Source organism: Chryseotalea sp. WA131a (genome assembly GCA_025370075.1).
GTDB lineage: Bacteria > Bacteroidota > Bacteroidia > Cytophagales > Cyclobacteriaceae > ELB16-189.
This window is the reverse complement of sequence record CP073016.1, coordinates 3,820,548-3,837,625: the sequence shown is the minus strand read 5'-3', so window position 1 is coordinate 3,837,625 and position 17,078 is coordinate 3,820,548. Positions and strand designations below refer to the sequence as shown.

Annotated in this window: 16 protein-coding genes; 8 read left to right on the top strand and 8 right to left on the bottom strand. The window is 42.5% G+C overall.

Going from position 1 to position 17,078, the window contains the following annotated elements:
• Positions 1–76: 76 nt before the first annotated feature.
• Both KA713_17620 and KA713_17615 read right to left on the bottom strand, forming a co-directional pair.
• A complete protein-coding gene (locus KA713_17620) occupies positions 77–1,528 on the bottom strand; it encodes a sodium:solute symporter (GenBank protein UXE66251.1) in 1,452 nt (483 codons plus the stop codon).
• A 75-nt stretch (positions 1,529–1,603) separates the two neighbouring features.
• Positions 1,604–1,813, bottom strand: coding sequence for a hypothetical protein (locus tag KA713_17615; GenBank protein ID UXE66250.1), 210 nt, complete (start codon positions 1,811–1,813; stop codon positions 1,604–1,606).
• Positions 1,814–1,906: 93 nt separating this feature from the next.
• Between KA713_17615 and KA713_17610 the strand changes: the two genes are divergently transcribed.
• The 6 genes from KA713_17610 to KA713_17585 all read left to right on the top strand — a co-directional run bounded on the left by KA713_17610 (position 1,907) and on the right by KA713_17585 (position 5,679).
• A complete protein-coding gene (locus KA713_17610) occupies positions 1,907–2,185 on the top strand; it encodes an ATP-dependent Clp protease adaptor ClpS (protein UXE66249.1) in 279 nt (92 codons plus the stop codon).
• 60 nt (positions 2,186–2,245) lie between these two features.
• Positions 2,246–2,851, top strand: coding sequence for a recombination protein RecR (recR, locus tag KA713_17605; GenBank protein UXE66248.1), 606 nt, complete (start codon positions 2,246–2,248; stop codon positions 2,849–2,851).
• A 31-nt stretch (positions 2,852–2,882) separates the two neighbouring features.
• Positions 2,883–3,047 (top strand): hypothetical protein, encoded by a 165-nt coding sequence (locus tag KA713_17600; protein UXE66247.1) that lies wholly within the window; start codon positions 2,883–2,885, stop codon positions 3,045–3,047.
• A complete protein-coding gene (locus KA713_17595; GenBank protein UXE66246.1) occupies positions 3,034–3,396 on the top strand; it encodes a type II toxin-antitoxin system VapC family toxin in 363 nt (120 codons plus the stop codon). The genes KA713_17600 and KA713_17595 overlap by 14 nt, the downstream gene beginning before the upstream one ends.
• 2 nt (positions 3,397–3,398) lie before the next feature.
• Positions 3,399–4,595 (top strand): pyridoxal phosphate-dependent aminotransferase, encoded by a 1,197-nt coding sequence (locus KA713_17590; protein ID UXE66245.1) that lies wholly within the window; start codon positions 3,399–3,401, stop codon positions 4,593–4,595.
• 97 nt (positions 4,596–4,692) lie between these two features.
• Complete coding sequence (locus KA713_17585; GenBank protein UXE66244.1) at positions 4,693–5,679, top strand: D-glycero-beta-D-manno-heptose-7-phosphate kinase; 987 nt, start codon at positions 4,693–4,695, stop codon at positions 5,677–5,679.
• 47 nt (positions 5,680–5,726) lie between these two features.
• Here KA713_17585 and KA713_17580 read toward each other — a convergent pair whose 3' ends face one another.
• Positions 5,727–6,149: a DUF1573 domain-containing protein gene (locus KA713_17580; GenBank protein UXE66243.1), complete on the bottom strand. Its 423-nt coding sequence runs from the start codon at positions 6,147–6,149 to the stop codon at positions 5,727–5,729.
• Between the two features lie 172 nt (positions 6,150–6,321).
• Between KA713_17580 and KA713_17575 the strand changes: the two genes are divergently transcribed.
• The gene (locus KA713_17575; GenBank protein ID UXE66242.1) at positions 6,322–7,590 is read left to right on the top strand and encodes a HAMP domain-containing histidine kinase; all 1,269 of its coding nucleotides are present in this window, start codon (positions 6,322–6,324) and stop codon (positions 7,588–7,590) included.
• A 10-nt stretch (positions 7,591–7,600) separates the two neighbouring features.
• A complete protein-coding gene (locus KA713_17570; protein ID UXE66241.1) occupies positions 7,601–8,284 on the top strand; it encodes a response regulator transcription factor in 684 nt (227 codons plus the stop codon).
• On the opposite strand, the gene purN is transcribed toward KA713_17570, so the two are convergent.
• The 5 genes from purN to KA713_17545 form a co-directional block, all read right to left on the bottom strand.
• Complete coding sequence (gene purN, locus KA713_17565; GenBank protein ID UXE66240.1) at positions 8,281–8,862, bottom strand: phosphoribosylglycinamide formyltransferase; 582 nt, start codon at positions 8,860–8,862, stop codon at positions 8,281–8,283. The genes KA713_17570 and purN overlap by 4 nt on opposite strands.
• A 3-nt stretch (positions 8,863–8,865) precedes the next feature.
• On the bottom strand, positions 8,866–9,705 hold the full coding sequence (locus KA713_17560) for a geranylgeranylglycerol-phosphate geranylgeranyltransferase (GenBank protein UXE66239.1): 840 nt from the start codon (positions 9,703–9,705) through the stop codon (positions 8,866–8,868).
• Positions 9,706–9,952: 247 nt separating this feature from the next.
• Positions 9,953–11,335, bottom strand: coding sequence for a RagB/SusD family nutrient uptake outer membrane protein (locus tag KA713_17555; GenBank protein ID UXE66238.1), 1,383 nt, complete (start codon positions 11,333–11,335; stop codon positions 9,953–9,955).
• Between the two features lie 11 nt (positions 11,336–11,346).
• A complete protein-coding gene (locus tag KA713_17550; protein ID UXE66237.1) occupies positions 11,347–14,328 on the bottom strand; it encodes a TonB-dependent receptor in 2,982 nt (993 codons plus the stop codon).
• Positions 14,329–14,588: 260 nt separating this feature from the next.
• Positions 14,589–17,039 carry a TonB-dependent receptor gene (locus KA713_17545; protein ID UXE66236.1) on the bottom strand — a complete coding sequence of 817 codons (2,451 nt, stop codon included), beginning with the start codon at positions 17,037–17,039 and terminating at the stop codon, positions 14,589–14,591.
• Between the last annotated feature and the right edge of the window lie 39 nt (positions 17,040–17,078).

Here is a 17,078-nt window from a genome sequence, read left to right as displayed (position 1 = left end):
CCCCCAATCAAGAGTTTACGTTCATCAAACAATAACAATCGGCAAAATGAAAAAGCAGTTGATAACGCTTGTGTATTTATTTCTTTTTTTGAAAGTCGGAGATTAGAAACAAGCCCATCACGGTAAGTAGACCGTTGATAATTAGAATCTCAAACCCGATTTTATAGCCATCCAACCATTTCTCTGAGTTGCTGCTGATGAAATAAGACAACATCGATGCCAACACACATACTACCGGCACTAACTTAGCCCTTACTTGCAGCTTGGTAAATAGGCCAAACGAAAACAAACCCAGCAGTGGCCCATACGTATAGCCTGCCACGTTGAGCACCGCATCGATGACCGATTTTTCGTTGACTTCCTTAAATATCAAAATGATGAGTAAGAACAAAACGGAAAAGCCAATGTGAACGACAAATTTTTGCTTTTGCTTAACAGCTTCAGTTTTGTTTTTGAATTTCAAAAAGTCGATGCAAAAAGAAGTGGTCAATCCCGCCAAGGCAGAATCTGCACTTGCATAGGATGACGCTGTAATGCCTAATAAAAATAAAATTCCTACAAACGGACCTAGCTCATTAAATGCCAATCGCGGATACAACTCATCGGAAGCGGCAGGAATGTCGATACCCTTCTGCTTGCTGTAAATGTAGAGAAGAGCCCCAAGCGTGAGGAAAAGTAAATTTACAATCACTAATGTAAGACTGAACCAAAACATATTTTTTTGAGCTTCACCAATATTTTTGCAGGTGAGATTCTTCTGCATAATTTCTTGGTCCATGCCCGTCATGGTGATGGCGATGAATGCGCCTCCGAAAAATTGCTTGGGGAAAAATAAAGTGGAATTGGCATCGTCAAAATGAAAAATGCGCGCGTAACCATTGTCTTGAATGGCTGCCACCATATCGCCAAACGAAAAATTAAGTTTATCGGCAATTTGCCAAACCGTTACGGCCACGGCTGTCACTAAAAACAATGTTTGAAACGAATCTGTCCACACAATGGTTTTTACACCGCCCTTAAACGTGTATACCCATATCAAGGCAATGGTGGTGGCCACCGTTACCCAAAAGGGTACACCCCATGCATCGAACAAAAAAAGCTGAAGTACGGTGGCCGCTAAAAACAATCTCAGCGAAGAGCCAATGGTGCGCGACACCAAAAAGAAAAAGGCACCTGTCTTGTACGAGATGGTATCAAAGCGCTGCTCTAGATAGGTATAGATACTGATGACATTCAAGCGGTAATACAACGGCATTAATACACCAATAATTACCCAATAGCCAAGCAAATATCCCAATACTAATTGAAAATATGCGAAGCCAATTTTGCCCACATTCCCTGGCACGGAAACAAATGTTACACCGGAGAGCGAAGAGCCAATCATGCCAAATGCTACTAAGTACCATGGAGATTGGCGGTTGGCCGTAAAGAATGTATTGCTATCGGCTCCTTTGGAAGTAAAATAAGAAATGGTAATGAGTACCAAAAAATAAACTATTAAGATGGAAGAGACCAAGGTTGCTGACATTGCTATTTCAATTAGATGGAAAACTACGGTTTAGTTTTTGAAATAAAAAAGTACTGTTCGTTTTAAAACTTAGCACTATCGTCTCTTGAGTCGTTTGACTAGCATTTGAACTAAGAAATCTCTCTTCTCCATCCAGTTAGCTAGTTTGACCTTAACTACGTGATAGTTCTTTTTGTTAATCAGGTTTTCTTCTTTTTCTAATAGCGGCATCATCCTTCTCGCTTTTTCGATTTCACTATCCAAGCTTTGAATTTCGTTTTGAATAAAATCCGAATGATGACCCATATCTATAAGTTTAGGCAATAAACATTTTCTTCTCGGAATTGGCCAAAAAAATTACCCAAATCTTTTCTTATTTTTGCATGGTCAACAATCGCCATGACTTCTATTCAAGAAAAAGAACTTACCGATTTATTAGAAGCCACCGAAATAACCGATGTCCGCGACTTGGTGGTGTACAACGATGACTTCAACACGTTCGATCATGTGATTGCCACGCTCATTCGCGTGTGCAAGCACTCGCCCGAGCAGGCTGAACAATGCACCTGGCTCATTCATTACAAGGGTAAGTGCACGGTAAAAACCGGAAGCTGGGAGGAATTGAAACCACAACGAGAAGGAATCTGCGAAGCGGGCATCGATGCAAAGATTGTATAACTCGATTCACATTTGACAAAATAAGTGTCTCAAGTTATCAATTGTCAACTGTCAACGTAAATGGAGTACCCATCTAAACTAATCGAAGAAGCTGTCAATGAAGTGTCCAAGCTGCCCGGCATTGGAAAAAAAACGGCCTTGCGACTGGTGCTGCATCTGGTGAAGGAGAATGAAAACCAAACCTTCGCTCTAACGGAGGCTTTGAACAAACTCCGTAAAAACATCAAATACTGTCAGACTTGTTTCAATATTTCGGATAGCGACCAATGCTCTATTTGCACGAGCCACAGGCGCGATAAGAGTTTGGTCTGTGTGGTAGAGGAAAGTAAGGATGTGATGGCCATCGAAAACACCTCTCAGTTTATTGGTGTTTACCATGTGTTAGGGGGGGCCATTTCGCCCATGCACGGTGTGGGGCCAGGTGATTTACAAATCGAATCGTTGGTGCAGCGAATCAGCAAAAACCCAGAAATAAAGGAAGTGATTTTGGCACTCAACCCCACTATGGAAGGAGACACCACCAGCTTTTATCTGAATAGAAAACTTCAAGCCTTTCCAGTGAAGGTTACTTCCATCGCACGCGGTGTGCCCATGGGTGGCGATTTGGAATATGCCGATGAGATTACGTTGGGGAGGAGTATTACTGCGAGGACTTTATTTAATTAATTCTCTATCTTTATCAGCTAATTATCAGTTTATGTCAACGATTCTTAAAAAGAAATCTTCAAAAAAGAATATTTCAAGAAAATTTAATCAAGCAATTAACCGTAAAGGTGTGGACACAACCAAATATTGTGGGGTGATAAAATTATCCTATGATGCCCTTACCATTCAAAAAGAGTTGAGAAATGAATGGGAATAGCATACTTCTTGATACGAATATCGTTTTGTACTTATTGGGAGGAGATAAAGTTTTAGCAGAACTGCTAAATCAAAAGAAATTGTACCTATCCTTTATTTCCCAATTGGAGTTACTAGGGTTTAGAGGCATCACTCAAAAACAACAAACTGAAATAAATAGATTCGTTCAAGAATGCATAGTGATCGACATCAATGAAGAAATTAAGAAGGAAGTCATACAACTACGCAAATCCACTAAACTAAAATTACCAGATACTATTGTTTTAGCCACGGCTCGTTATTTAAGTTTGCCTTTGATTACGAGTGATTTAGATTTTAAGGAAAACGAGGAAGTAATAATTTATACCTAAACATGAACAATCTCTCCAACCGCATCAACGCAATCGAAGAATCTGCTACCTTGGCCATGGCGGCCAAAGCACGGGAATTTAAAAACAAAGGCATCGATGTCATCAACCTTAGTTTGGGTGAACCCGATTTTAAAACACCTCAACACATTTGCGATGCTGCCAAAAAAGCCATCGATGATGGTAAGTATTTCTCCTATCCGCCCGTAGCTGGCTATCAAGATTTGCGTGAAGCATTGGCCGCAAAGTACGTGAAAGAAAACAACGTGCCCTACAAAGCCGAAAACATAGTGGTATCCAATGGCGCAAAGCAATCGATTGCCAATGTGATGTTGGCACTACTCAATCCAGGCGATGAAGTAATTGTGTTCGCCCCTTATTGGGTAAGCTATGATGCACTGGTGCGTTTGGCAGAAGCCACTCCAGTGTTGGTAAAAGGCGGTATTGAAAATGATTTTAAAGTAACAGCTGCGCAAGTAGAAAATGCAATCACTCCAAAAACAAAAGCGATTATTTTTTCTTCACCATGCAACCCCACGGGTTCTGTATTTTCGAAAAAGGAATTAGAATCCATAGCTGCTGTGGTGTTGAAGCACCCCAACCTATTGGTGATTGCCGATGAGATTTACGAACACATCAATTTCACAGGCGACCAAACCAGTATGGCTTCCCTTGCGGGGATGTTTGACCGTACGATAACGGTTAATGGATTCGCCAAAGGTTTTGCCATGACCGGCTGGCGCGTAGGTTATATCGGTGCACCAAAATGGGTGGCCGATGGCTGCAACAAAGTGCAAGGTCAAATTACTTCTGCGAATTGCTCTATCTCACAGCGGGGTGCACTCGCTGCCATTACTGGAGATTTAGCACCGACCAAAATGATGGTGGAAGAATATCACAAACGCAGAGATATCGTTTATAATCTGTTAAAGGAAATCCCTGGCGTAAAGGCCAACTACCCAACGGGGGCATTTTACTTTTTCCCCGATGTGAGCTATTACTATGGAAAAAAAGACGGTGACCGAGTAATTAAGAATGGTGATGACTTTTGTTTTTACATGCTAGAAAAAGGTTGGGTATCGCTAGTTCCGGGTGGGGCGTTTGGTGACGAAAATTGTGTCCGCCTTTCTTACGCTGCTTCTGAGAAGGAGTTGGTAGAAGCAATGAAGCGAATGAAGGAAGCGTTGGCTGTTCTAAAATAATTCTTATGATACTAAAAAAAGTTTGCAGTCACCAGTATGCAGTCTGCAGTCAAAACTTGTCAACTGCATACTGCCCACTGCCTACTTTATTTTTGCAATGAAAGAACCCAATCAAATAATCGAATCCTTCTCGAAAGTTACTGCTCTCATCATTGGCGATGTCATGCTGGACAGCTACATCTGGGGGGCTGTGGAGCGAATTTCGCCTGAAGCGCCTGTGCCGATTGTGAACGTAAAGAAAAAAGATTTTCGCTTGGGCGGTGCGGCCAACGTAGCATTAAATATTGCGGCACTGGGCGCGAAGCCCATTTTATGTGCTTTGGTGGGCAACGATGAAGATGGAAAAAAACTATCTCAGCGCTTGTCAGAAGGAAAAATCAGCAGTGAAGGAATAGTGGTAAGCAACACACGACCCACCACGGTGAAAACGCGCATCATTGCCAGTCATCAACATGTAGTGCGCGTAGATGAAGAAACCGACCGAGTAGCGAGCGAAGAAGAGCAAAAGAATCTTCTTTCTAAAATAGAGAAGCTATTGCCTCAATGCCAGGTGGTGATTTTCGAAGATTACGATAAGGGAGCAATTACTTCCACTATTATTGAAAAGACAGTTGCCCTTACAAAACAGTTGAACATTCCCACGGTGGTGGATCCGAAGAAAAGAAATTTTCTTTCCTACTATGGAGTAACACTTTTCAAACCCAACCTAAAAGAACTGCGCGAAGGATTAAAAATTGAGGTAGGAGCAAGTAATCAAGCACAAGTTGAAAAAGCAGTTTCACTTTTAAAGGAGAAGCTAAAGGCTGATGGCGTGATGCTCACTTTATCAGAGCATGGAGTGTATATTGATTTACATCACCAAAAAATAAAGGTTGCTGCGCATGAACGGGAAATAGCCGATGTTTCTGGTGCAGGTGATACGGTAGTGAGTATTGCCGCTTTGTGCTTGGCACTTAAGCTAAGCCCAACAGAGATTGCAGAACTCTCAAATTTAGGAGGTGGGTTGGTGTGTCAGCATGTGGGTGTAGTTCCGATTGACCGAGAAGAACTGAAAGAGGAGTGGGCATTCATTTCAACCAAATAAAAAAGGGCTGCCGACTTGCAACCCTTTGTAAAATACTTTTCTGAAAATTACTGAGCAACTACTACTTCTCCCTTAATTGTAAGAAGAATAATTCCGCCTTCCACATTGCTAGTAACGGTAATGGTTTTATTGAATGGCCCAGGCGAAGCAGCATTGAAAGTTGCTTTCACAAACCCAGAATCTCCAGGAGGGACAGGTGTTTTGGTCCAATCAGGGGCAGTGCAACCACATGATGGTTGTGCGTTGGCAATGATGAATGGGACTTTGCTGGTGTTGGTAAATTTGAATTCATGCGTTACCGGCACATTCTGCTTTACCTTTCCAAAATCAAATTGAGTAGCTTCCCAATTAACGGTGGCGTACTCTACCTTTACTTCATTTTTATTAAGTGGTATAGCTCCACTCAATTCTTGTGCATAGCCTTTGCCAATCAATACCGCAAAAAGAACTACAGCAAATAATTTTTTCATAGTCGTTTAATTTAGTGTAAACTTAAAACCTTGTTTCGAACTCTACAAACATCGCACTTAAAAACCAATTAAGCTGTTAAAAAAGGCCTAAAACATGGTGTTTAGATGTTAATGAGTTGTTAACGTCTTTGACAATTTCAATGCCAACCTAAATACCCGTTATCTTTGCTAGGTGAGCAGGTTAACCTTTCGAATTGTTATTGCCCTAGCGGTACTCAGCATTACAGGCATTACTATTACTCAAATTTACTGGGTGCGCAAAGCCTTTGACCTGAAGGCAAATCAATTCAATGCCGATGTAAACAGGGCTTTAGAAAATGTGGCATCTCGGATTCACGATATCAACAAAACGCCCATACCGGCCAATAGCCTCGTGGATCAGGAGTCGAGTAACTATTTTACTGTCATGGTCAATGGTCCCATCGATTCAAGCCTCCTCGGCTTTTTGCTGAAGAATGAATTTGACAGAAGCAATATCACCGCAGATTACGAATTTGGCGTGTATGATTGTTCCAAACAATGCATGACAGGTGGCAATTACATTTCGCCCACTAAAAACAAAATACCACCAAGCTTGAGCGAGTTGCCCGCCTTAAAAATGGATGGATATTATTTTGGGGTTCGGTTTCCGCAGATTGAAGCCAACCTGATTAGTCAAATGGGTATTTGGGGATTTTCTTCGGTCGTGATGCTGGTGGTCATTTTCTTTTTTGCCTACACGCTGTTTGTGATTTTAAAACAACGCAGGTTATCGGAAGTGCAAAAAGATTTTATCAACAACATGACGCACGAGTTCAAAACTCCGCTCTCCACTATCGCCATTTCCACGGGTGTGTTGAAAGACCCATCGATTATTCAAGCGCCTGAGCGATTGATCAACTATGCTACCATTATCGAAAATGAAACCAATCGGTTGAAGCAGCAAGTAGAGCGCGTATTGCAGATGGCGCGTTTGGAAAAAAATAATCTTACCTTGAAGCGCGAGACGACCGATTTGCACGAACTGATCTCGGAGTCGGTGAAAAACAATACGGTGGCCCTTCAGAAAAAGAGTGGAAAATTTGAATTGTACCTAAATGCGGAAAATAGTTTGGTCAATATCGATAAACTACATTTTTCTAATGTGTTGTACAATTTGATGGATAATGCGATTAAATATTGCACGATATCTCCCACCATTACTATCACGACAAGCTCTTCGCACCACCAGTTTACGCTTGACGTAAAAGACAATGGCATCGGCATAAGTGAAGATAATCTAAAGAAAATTTTTCATCGGTTCTATCGAGTTCCTACGGGCAACCTACACGATGTTAAAGGTTTTGGGCTAGGCCTCAACTATGTGAAGTTGGTGGTGGAATCGCATGGCGGAAAAATTATGGTGAATAGCAAAATGGGTAGCGGAAGTACCTTTACGATTCTATTGCCTCAACCCATTTAAGATTTGTACTATGGCAACTCATATTTTATTGGTAGAGGACGACCCAAGTTTAGGTTTTGTCATAAAAGACAATTTGACTCACAAGGGTTATTTGGTTGAATTGACTGAAAACGGTGAGGAAGGTTTGCGCGCTTTCAATGAGCGGCCATTTGATTTATGCATTTTAGATGTGATGATGCCCAAGAAAGATGGCTTCAGTTTGGCACAAGCCATTCGCGAAAAAAATAAGAACGTTCCTATTTTATTCATCACCGCAAAATCCATGCTCGAAGACAAAATCACCGGGTTTCAATCGGGTGGCGATGATTACATTGTGAAGCCCTTTAGCATGGAGGAACTGTTTTTGAGGATGGATGTTTTCTTACGAAGGTCGACCGTAGTAGTAAATACCGACACTTCTTTTGCATTGGGTGCCTTTACATTTGATTGCCAGAACTTAACTTTGCAACATACTTCTGGTGCAAAGACCCTTACTCAGAAGGAAGCAGAAGTATTGAAGCTGCTATGTGTGAACAGGCAGAGAGTGATGAAGCGCGAAGAAATTTTAACCACCGTCTGGGGCGATGACGATTATTTTATGGGCCGCAGCTTGGATGTTTTCATTTCCAAGCTTAGAAAATATTTGAAAGAAGACCCGAAGGTCGAGATTGTCAATTATCATGGGGTAGGCTTTCGGTTGGAAGTCGGTAGCTAGCCATCTTTTGACGTGATCCATTTTTCTACAACTCTCGGATAATTTTCGTGTTCTAAAGCCTGCACCTTCTCTGCGATTTGTTGAGGGGTGTCGGATGGCAAAACTTCGCAAGAGGCTTGGAACAAAATTTTGCCTTCATCGTAGTTCTCGTTCACTTCGTGGATGGTAATGCCTGTTTCTTTCTCGCCTGATGCTTTCACGGCTTCATGTACTTTTAATCCGTACATGCCTTTGCCGCCAAATTTTGGTAACAGCGCAGGATGGATGTTGACTATTTTGTTGGGATAGGTGGCAACCAAATTTTTAGGTATCAACAACAGAAACCCAGCCAAAACCAAATGGGTAATTCCATGTGCCTGAAGAAGCTGAACAATTTCATCGCTTTCGCTGAATTGTGATTTGTTGAACACAGTGCTTTCCACATTTGCTTTTTTTGCTTTCTCCAAAACAGCCGCAGTTGGGTTGTTCGTTAAAACTAATTCAACTTTTATGAAAGGATGATGTTGAAAGTATTTGATGATAGCTTCAGCATTAGTGCCACTACCCGAAGCAAAAATACAAATCCGAAACTTTGACATACACTAAATGAAAACCATACTGATGATTCCCAGCAGCATGATGATTTTACATAATTGACTTAGTTGATAAAATTCTTTTTTGGTATCAGCTTTGATTAATCTAAAAACCAAAACAGACATGGGGAGAAACAGCAAAGGAATAAAATAAATCCAAGAGATTTTTAATTCTCGATAATCGAGCCATAACACAAGTATGGAGAAGATTACAACGATAACATAAACAAACGATTTTGTTTTTCGAATGCCCCACACAATGGGCAATGTTTTGCAACCAAAGGTTGTATCGCCCTTCATGTCTTCCATATCTTTCACCACTTCACGAATCAACGTCATAAAAAAAGCAAAGAGTGAGTAGACCACCACAAACGGCAAATATTGATTGTACAAAAAAACCAGCATAAAAATGGAAAGCCCTGTTAAGAATGCCACCACTACATTACCGATTAAAGGCAGTCGCTTAAGGTTGTTGGAATAAAGCCAAAGCAAAAAAGCACACACAAAATTCAAAGCGCCTACTTTCCAATTGATGAGAAGGCCAGCTGCAACCCCCAAAAAAGAAATTACTGTATGAAACAAAATAGCATACCTGCGTGTAATGGTCTTGCCAATCACCACGCGGTCGGGTTTGTTGATGAGGTCTATCTTTATATCATAGTAGTCGTTGATGATATAGCCAGCCGCTGCAATCAGTATGGTCGATCCACTCAGTAGAAAAAGCCAAATGTCCGTAAAGACAGCTTGCCGTTGATTGAACAAAAAGTAGGCAGTAAAGTATTGAGCAAGAGCAATGATGGCGAGATTCCAAAAGCGGGTGAGCCGGAAGAGAGCCAGAATCAATTGCATCCACAAAAGTAAACTAATTTTTTAGCCACGAATGTGTTAATTAGAAGTTTGCCACAGATTCACAGATTATCCCAAATTATGCATTAGGCTTTGGCGATAGCTAAACGATGATTGAAATTCTCAAATGCATAATGTGGGATTATTCAATGTCTAAAACCGATGGCGGGTGTCACGGAGAAGCAGGCACAAAAAAGAGCCCGCAATTTAGCGGGCTCTTTTGGCTGTTGCCATCGTACTCTTATCTCAATTAATTGTAACCCTGATTTTGAATAAGGTTTTTGTTCGCATCTACCTCCCTCCTTGGGATTGGCATAACAAGTCTCTGAGCATTGCCAACATTTACAGGGGGACCATTTTTCCGGGTAACGTTCTGAAGAACTGCCAAAGCCCGGCCAGTACGTACCAAATCAAAAAATGTATGGCCCTCTCCAAAAAACTCCCATCTGCGCTCACGCTCTATTGCTTCAAGCAAAGGAATATCTGCTCCGGGATTATAATTTAGCAACCCGGCTCGAGTTCTCACAGCATTCAGATCGGCCTCGGCTCCAGCGTTATTACTTTGTCTAGCCCGGGCTTCTGCACGATTGAGATACATCTCGGCAAGTCTTAAAACGTGGCCGTCATCAATATTGCCAGCTCTTAAGTACTTCGAAATGTACCAAACACCCACCACATCATCCCGGCCGAACATAGCTCTGCGGGCATCACTGGCTGCAAAACTGTTGTAGAACCCATCGTGCACCGCCAACTCTCCTCGTCCGCCCAAAGCACCAGGTGCATACCAGAATCGCAGGCCGCTTTGGTCAGCGGTATTAAACTGAATCTCCAAAATCGATTCGTTTGTGTTGTCTCCAGTAAAAATGGTCGCATAAGGCACCAAAGAGAATTTTGTAGTGTTGGAGATAATTTCAGTTGCCCGAGCCTCTGCCTGTGCCCACTCGCCTAAGTAAAGATGAACTCGGCTTAGCAAAGCGCGCACAGCGTTTTTGGTTGCCCTACCGCGTGTATTCGCATTGCTCGACTGATCTTCTGGAAGAAGTGCCAAAGCCTGATCCAAGTCTGCTTTCACTTGTTGGTATGTTTCAGGCAACGTTGCTCTGGAAGGAAAAGCGCTCGCGCCAATTCCACGGGATGGAGTTAGCACAATAGGCACACCAAGCGTACCAGCTGCATTTGGAACGCCACCCCAAACACGCACTGCATCAAAATGGGCCAACGCGCGAATAAAGTATGCCTGGCCGATGATGTTATCTTTTTGTGCCTGGGTTGCTGTAAGACCGGGTGTACCTTCAATCAAATTATTAGCTTGATTGACAGCACGATAGATAAAGGTCCACAAATCCAGCAACTCGGTGTTATCAGGCGAGACCGCGTAGGTGTCCATTTCTCTGTAAAAGTCCCAAGTACCGATACTTTGAGAAACATCTGCCGACACATCACTTAATCTCTGTAGTCGTCCCTCATAAACCCCCTGAATCTGGCTATAAGCGCCATTTAAAGCTGCATTTGCGCCACTTAAACTGGTTATGGCCTGGCTATCTGATATCTGCTGTTCTGGCAATTGATCTAAGACATTACAAGATGTCATCAGACCAAAAATGAAGCATGTGATTAGAATATATCTTTTCATAGATAAAGCGATTAAAAGGAAATGTTAATACCACCCATAAAAACTCTCGGCTGCGGCATTGCATACAAGTCTATACCCGCAGCAAGGCCATTAAGATCTGCACCGGTATTGACCTCAGGATCAAGTCCGGTATAATTGGTGAATGTGAGCAGGTTTTGACTTGAGACGTAAACCCTCAATCTTGTTACTCCAATTTTTCTAGTGATCTCCGAATTCAACGTGTAGCCAAGCGTGATATTCTTTAAGCGCATATAGGACCCATCCTCCAAAAATCTTGAAGGCCTCAAATCGCCTCTGTAGTTGACGGCAAGCTGGCGTGGAATATCGGTGATATCACCTGGACTCTTCCACGCAGCCAACTGGGATTTCACATAGCCTGTGTTTCGAGTACCTCCATGTTCCTGAAAAAAGCGAACCCAATTCAACTGATCATTCCCAAGGGTAAACTGCCAGAACATATTAAAATCAAAGCCTTTAAACCTGACATTTGAATTAAATCCGCCAAAGAAATCCGGTTGGGCATTGCCAACAATAAATCGATCGCGGCCCGCATTAAAATCAGCAGAATTCACTGCCGCCTCTCCGTTTACCGTACGATAGATTGAGAGCCCAGTCTCCGGGTCAACTCTGATTTGGTCATGAAGCCAAAACGAAGACAACGGCACGCCCTGCTCAAGCCGAATTACATCCCTAGTAAACTGGTTAAAAGGCGCAGCTAACTTTTTTATCAAGTTCCTATTTTGCGACACATTAAACGAGAAGTCAACAAACAAGTCACCTTTGTTCACCAGAACACCGGCAATACCTAATTCAAAGCCCTTATTCTCCATTTCCCCAAAATTTTGAACTAACTCATTAAATCCAGTAGTTCTAGGAACCGGCACAGCTAACAATAGATCTTTCGTTTGCTTATCATAGTAGTCGAAGGTCAACTTCCAACGATCGTTCATAAAAGAAACATCTAGTCCGATGTTGGTTTGAGCAGTGGTCTCCCACTTCAAGTTAGGATTTGCTAACTGGAGGGGAGCTGTGCCTGGAAAATCGGTGTAGTTTGCGCCACCTCCCCAAAGCCCAAATGACTGAAAGTCACCGATGCCATTCTGATTGCCGGTTATTCCCCAGCTTAGGCGAGGCTTTAGCGTACTGATGAATGAAACATTGTTCATAAAGCCCTCCTTCTTAACATTCCACCCCAAAGCAAAAGATGGAAAAGTTGCAGCTTGGTTAGCAGTACCAAATCTGGATGAAGCATCTCTTCTTACATTGACAGTTGCCAAATACTTGCCCTTATAGTCATAATTCAATCTTGCAAATATCCCAGTAATACCCCACCCTGTTGCCGATGACGATGATGTCTGGACTGCGGCAGATGCAATTCGCCTGAATTCATCACTAGGAAACTGCTGACCATTTGCCTGCGTTCTTTCAAAGTAGTTTTCCTGCATGGAGTAACCCACCAGCGAGTTAAAATTATGTTCGCCAAACTTCTTCTGATATGACAAGACATTCTCCCATATCCAATTATCATCAATAGTTACAATTGATGATGCATCACCATTGGTTGCTGAGCCTGTGTTGAGCTTTGAATTATCAAAACGATCTTCTTTAACGTTATTATAATCAACGCTAAAAGTAGACCTAAAAAGCAAACCCTCAGCTATCTCGTATTCTCCATAAACGTTCGCTAGGACCCTGTTAGTCACCATGCCAATATCAACTTCATTAACAGCCGCCACGGGATTTTCAAAAATTGAGAATTTAAGGTATGATCCATCGGGGTTGAAAATGGGTTGATTGGTGGGCAAGAAGTAGGCTGCGCCAATGGCACCAAAAATATTGTTATCGTTCCTCACCCTATTCCTGAAATTTCTTGAATACAGAATACTTGTCCCAATTCTAAGCTTGTCAGTTGCTGAGTAATCAAGATTAATCCGGCCTGTTTTCCTGTCAAACACAGAAGGCTTATTGATCCCATCCTGCTTGAAGTAATTAAACGAAGTCATGTACTTTACTTTGTCTGAGCCACCTGATACAGACAAGTCAACATTGTTCATTGGAGCTTCCTGAAAAATCTGACCCATCCAATCAGTATTAAGCGCAGCATCAGGATTCGGATAAAGTTGACTCTGCCCATTGTTAGCTCGCGATTCATTGATCAACCGCTCGAAAGTTGGCCCATCTACTACAGAAGGCTTTCTCCAAAGACTTTGCACGCCTGTATAGGTGTTCACTTCAATTTTAGGTTTTTGATTCTTTCCTCGTTTTGTTGTGATTAAAACAACACCATTCGCAGCACGAGCACCGTAGATTGCTGTTGCCGAAGCATCTTTTAGTATCTCCATGGACTCAATGTCCGCAGGATTGAGGTCTGCAATTGGATTTGTTAACTGGCCACCAAGTCCAACTGCGCTGAGATTCGATGAAACAATAGGTATTCCATCCACAACGTATAATGGGTCACTACTGGCATTAATCGATGTACTGCCCCGAACACGGACAGAAACCCCGCCACCTGGAGTTCCTGAAGCAGAACTTACCTGAACACCCACAGCACGGCCTTGAAGCATTTGGTCTGGCGATGCCATCGGCACTCCTGCGATGTCCTTAGCTGAGACTGAGGTAATTGAAGAGGTAAGTGTTTTACGATCTTGTGTACCATAACCCGTGACCACAACTTCTGAAAGTTGCTGGACATCTAGGCTAAGACTTACATCTACCGTAGTCCGATCGCCAATCTCCACTTCAGTCGTAGAAAGTCCAATGAACGAGAACACTAAACTTCCACCACTGGATGGAACACTTATTTTAAAGTTACCTTCTGCATCGGTAACTGTACCGTTTGTAGTGCCTTTCACTACCACGTTTACGCCAGGTAACGCAGTGCCATCTTCTTGCGATGTCACTTTACCTGATACACTTCTCTCTTGCGCCCAAGCCATGCTGCTTAGCAGCATCAAGAGCGGCACGAATTTGATAAGTAAAGATTTCCTCATATGAATTGGTTTTGGTTAAACTGGTCAAAGTTTCTAAAAAAAAACTAGAATTCATACCCAATTATGGTATTTCTCTGTAGTACCAGGGCCTCTGAATTTAAAAATTATTGATTAGGGAATGCCTAAAGCCATCATCGGCAGTGGCCCTAAGCCGGGTTAAGGGTTTGGAGGAAGTTCCTTTGTTTTTCTCCAGTATTTTTATTCGAATAAGTCAGAGGTCAGAGTACATCTGGGAATCTGTGGCAAGTATGAGGTATTTTCTAAAACCTCATCGCCACCATTACCAAAAAATTCCTCCCTGCCTGAGGATAAAAGTAATTTTGTCGCGTTTCGCTTGGACCGGCAAAGTAACCGTACGTATAGCCATTGCTGGAATACAACTCATTAAAAACATTGTTAACCAAACAACTCACGGATAGTTCCCGCATAAAATTTGGTTTCCATGAATAGCTCAAACGCAAATCATTTACAAAGTAAGAATTGATGACCCTACTGGAATTAGACGTATTATCTAAAAACTGCCGCCCAACGTACTTTGATAACAACGCAGCTTCAAAATTTTTGAAAGGTTGATAAACCAAATTGGAACCTCCAATCCAATTGGGTGAAAAGGCAATGTCGGTGTTTTTGTAAACGGTCAATTGCTCGTTAAATTCATCAAAGGCGGCCCCATAATCATACATTACCTCCACAAACTCCTTTATTTTGTTTTGACTTAACGTTACGTTTCCAATCCACGAAAATTTTGGACTGAAACGAATGCCGCCATCTACTTCAATTCCTGCCCGGTAGCTATTGGCCACATTGGCACGAATGGCTGCCCCCACATCATTTAACTTACCCGTTGGCACCAATTGATTAGCATAGTCCATCCAATAGAAATTCACATTGAGCGAAGCATTGTTTTTTTTCATGCGCCACCCAACTTCCCAATCGTACATGGTTTCGGGTTTAGGTGTTACGGTGTTAATGTTGTTCACAAAATCACTTCGCACGGGCTCTCGATTGGCCACGCTGAACGAGCCATAAATATGTTGGTTGGGCGATACCGAATACATTAAACCTGCTTTGGGATTAAAGAACTGATACTTGACATTCACATTAAAATTGCTCAACTCATTATCAATTCCGTTGGCTTGGTAGTCGATGGCGCGAAGTTGTGCATCGGCAAACACATTCAGTCGTCCCGTTAGTTGATAGTTGGTTTTCCAAAAAATATTAAAATCGGTTTTCGTTCCTTGATTAAAATAATATCGATGTCCTTGCGGAATAGCTGACACTTGCGCCCAAATCACTTCACCAAAATGGTCGCCTACATATCGATTCAAGGCACCGCCCAGCGTAGAGTTAATTTTTCTTTTATCGTATTGAAGGGAATAGGTAGTGCCGTAAAAGTGATTGTCGAGCCACCGCCTGCGCACCAAATCACTCGAACCAATTTTTGTTCCGCCTATCAACAAACTATCAAAACCATATTTGCTAAAGGCACTGTTGTATTTAAACTCCTCGAAATAGCCACGGCCATACGTATAATGCATTGCTATGTTTGCTGTCAGTGCATTGTTGGATCGATGCGAGACATGCAATTGATAATGGTCTTGCGAATAATTGTCCACTTGATTTTTGTACGTGTAGAGATTGAACGTTCGGCTATTTGAATTTCGAAAGTTTTCAATCTGATCGGCATTCCATCCGCCATCGGCAATGGTAGCATCCATCGCGATCGGATCATTGTTCAATTTTGATTCGGGCACACCGTTCCAACTTTGGTAGGTGATTTCTTTCCCACCAAAAACGATTGCCTTCATCATCGTTTTGCTTCCATAATATCCACCTGCCAAATAATACGATTTCAAATCAGACGAAGCGCGGTCGATAAACCCATCGGATTTGATCACGGAGAGACGCGCATCAAAGGTGAAAGTATTTTTCAGACCCGTGCCAATGCCCACCGTGTGGCGATGCGTGCCAAACGAGCCTACGGAATTGATAACATCAGCATAGGGCAAATCATTTCGTGTATTGGTTTGCAGGTTGATGCTCGCCCCAAACGCACCTGCACCATTGGTAGAATTGCCCACACCACGCTGCACTTGTATGCTTTGAGTGGATGTAGCAATGTCTGGGATGTTGACCCAAAACACACCGTGCTCTTCGCTGTCGTTAAGTGGAATACCGTTGATGGTAACATTGATTCGCGTGGCATCGCTGCCGCGGATGCGCAAGCCAGTATAGCCAATGCCGGCACCTGCATCCGAAGTGGTAATCAACGAAGGTGTCCAGTTCAACAAGAACGGTAAGTCTTGTCCCAAATTTTGTTTTTGAATGGTTGCCTTGCTGATAGTGGAATACACGGTGGGGCTTTTTTCATTGGCGCGCGTGGCATACACTACCACTTCATCGGTGAGTTGATTGCTTTCTTCCAACGAAAAATTCAATTCCGTATCCCCAACCAGATTTGCGTTTTGCTGCACCGACTGGTAACCTAAAAACCTGACGATAAAAATTTGTTCGCCCTTCGGAACATTCTTCAGCTCAAATCTCCCTTGGTCATCGGCCACTGCGTAGCGATTTTGATTTTCTACCTGAACGGTAGCACCTGGCAAGGCTTGGTTGGATTTTGCATCGCGCACCATACCCTGCACCGAAATTTGCGCCTCCACATTCAGCGAAAGCGCAAAGCCCATGATGGCTGCTAAAAATTTAAACATGATTTTTAAAAATTTTAAACCCGCAGGCACATTGGGGAA

What these genes read in the sequence shown, in the direction of transcription:
- KA713_17555 (UXE66238.1), bottom strand. Translation starts at nt 11,335, where the DNA reads ATGAAAAGATATATTCTAATCACATGCTTCATTTTTGGTCTGATGACA.
- recR (UXE66248.1), top strand. Translation starts at nt 2,246, where the DNA reads ATGGAGTACCCATCTAAACTAATCGAAGAAGCTGTCAATGAAGTGTCC.
- KA713_17560 (UXE66239.1), bottom strand. Translation starts at nt 9,705, where the DNA reads ATGCAATTGATTCTGGCTCTCTTCCGGCTCACCCGCTTTTGGAATCTC.
- KA713_17595 (UXE66246.1), top strand. Translation starts at nt 3,034, where the DNA reads ATGAATGGGAATAGCATACTTCTTGATACGAATATCGTTTTGTACTTA.
- purN (UXE66240.1), bottom strand. Translation starts at nt 8,862, where the DNA reads ATGTCAAAGTTTCGGATTTGTATTTTTGCTTCGGGTAGTGGCACTAAT.
- KA713_17545 (UXE66236.1), bottom strand. Translation starts at nt 17,039, where the DNA reads ATGTTTAAATTTTTAGCAGCCATCATGGGCTTTGCGCTTTCGCTGAAT.
- KA713_17610 (UXE66249.1), top strand. Translation starts at nt 1,907, where the DNA reads ATGACTTCTATTCAAGAAAAAGAACTTACCGATTTATTAGAAGCCACC.
- KA713_17570 (UXE66241.1), top strand. Translation starts at nt 7,601, where the DNA reads ATGGCAACTCATATTTTATTGGTAGAGGACGACCCAAGTTTAGGTTTT.
- KA713_17550 (UXE66237.1), bottom strand. Translation starts at nt 14,328, where the DNA reads ATGAGGAAATCTTTACTTATCAAATTCGTGCCGCTCTTGATGCTGCTA.
- KA713_17590 (UXE66245.1), top strand. Translation starts at nt 3,399, where the DNA reads ATGAACAATCTCTCCAACCGCATCAACGCAATCGAAGAATCTGCTACC.
- KA713_17585 (UXE66244.1), top strand. Translation starts at nt 4,693, where the DNA reads ATGAAAGAACCCAATCAAATAATCGAATCCTTCTCGAAAGTTACTGCT.
- KA713_17600 (UXE66247.1), top strand. Translation starts at nt 2,883, where the DNA reads ATGTCAACGATTCTTAAAAAGAAATCTTCAAAAAAGAATATTTCAAGA.
- KA713_17615 (UXE66250.1), bottom strand. Translation starts at nt 1,813, where the DNA reads ATGGGTCATCATTCGGATTTTATTCAAAACGAAATTCAAAGCTTGGAT.
- KA713_17580 (UXE66243.1), bottom strand. Translation starts at nt 6,149, where the DNA reads ATGAAAAAATTATTTGCTGTAGTTCTTTTTGCGGTATTGATTGGCAAA.
- KA713_17620 (UXE66251.1), bottom strand. Translation starts at nt 1,528, where the DNA reads ATGTCAGCAACCTTGGTCTCTTCCATCTTAATAGTTTATTTTTTGGTA.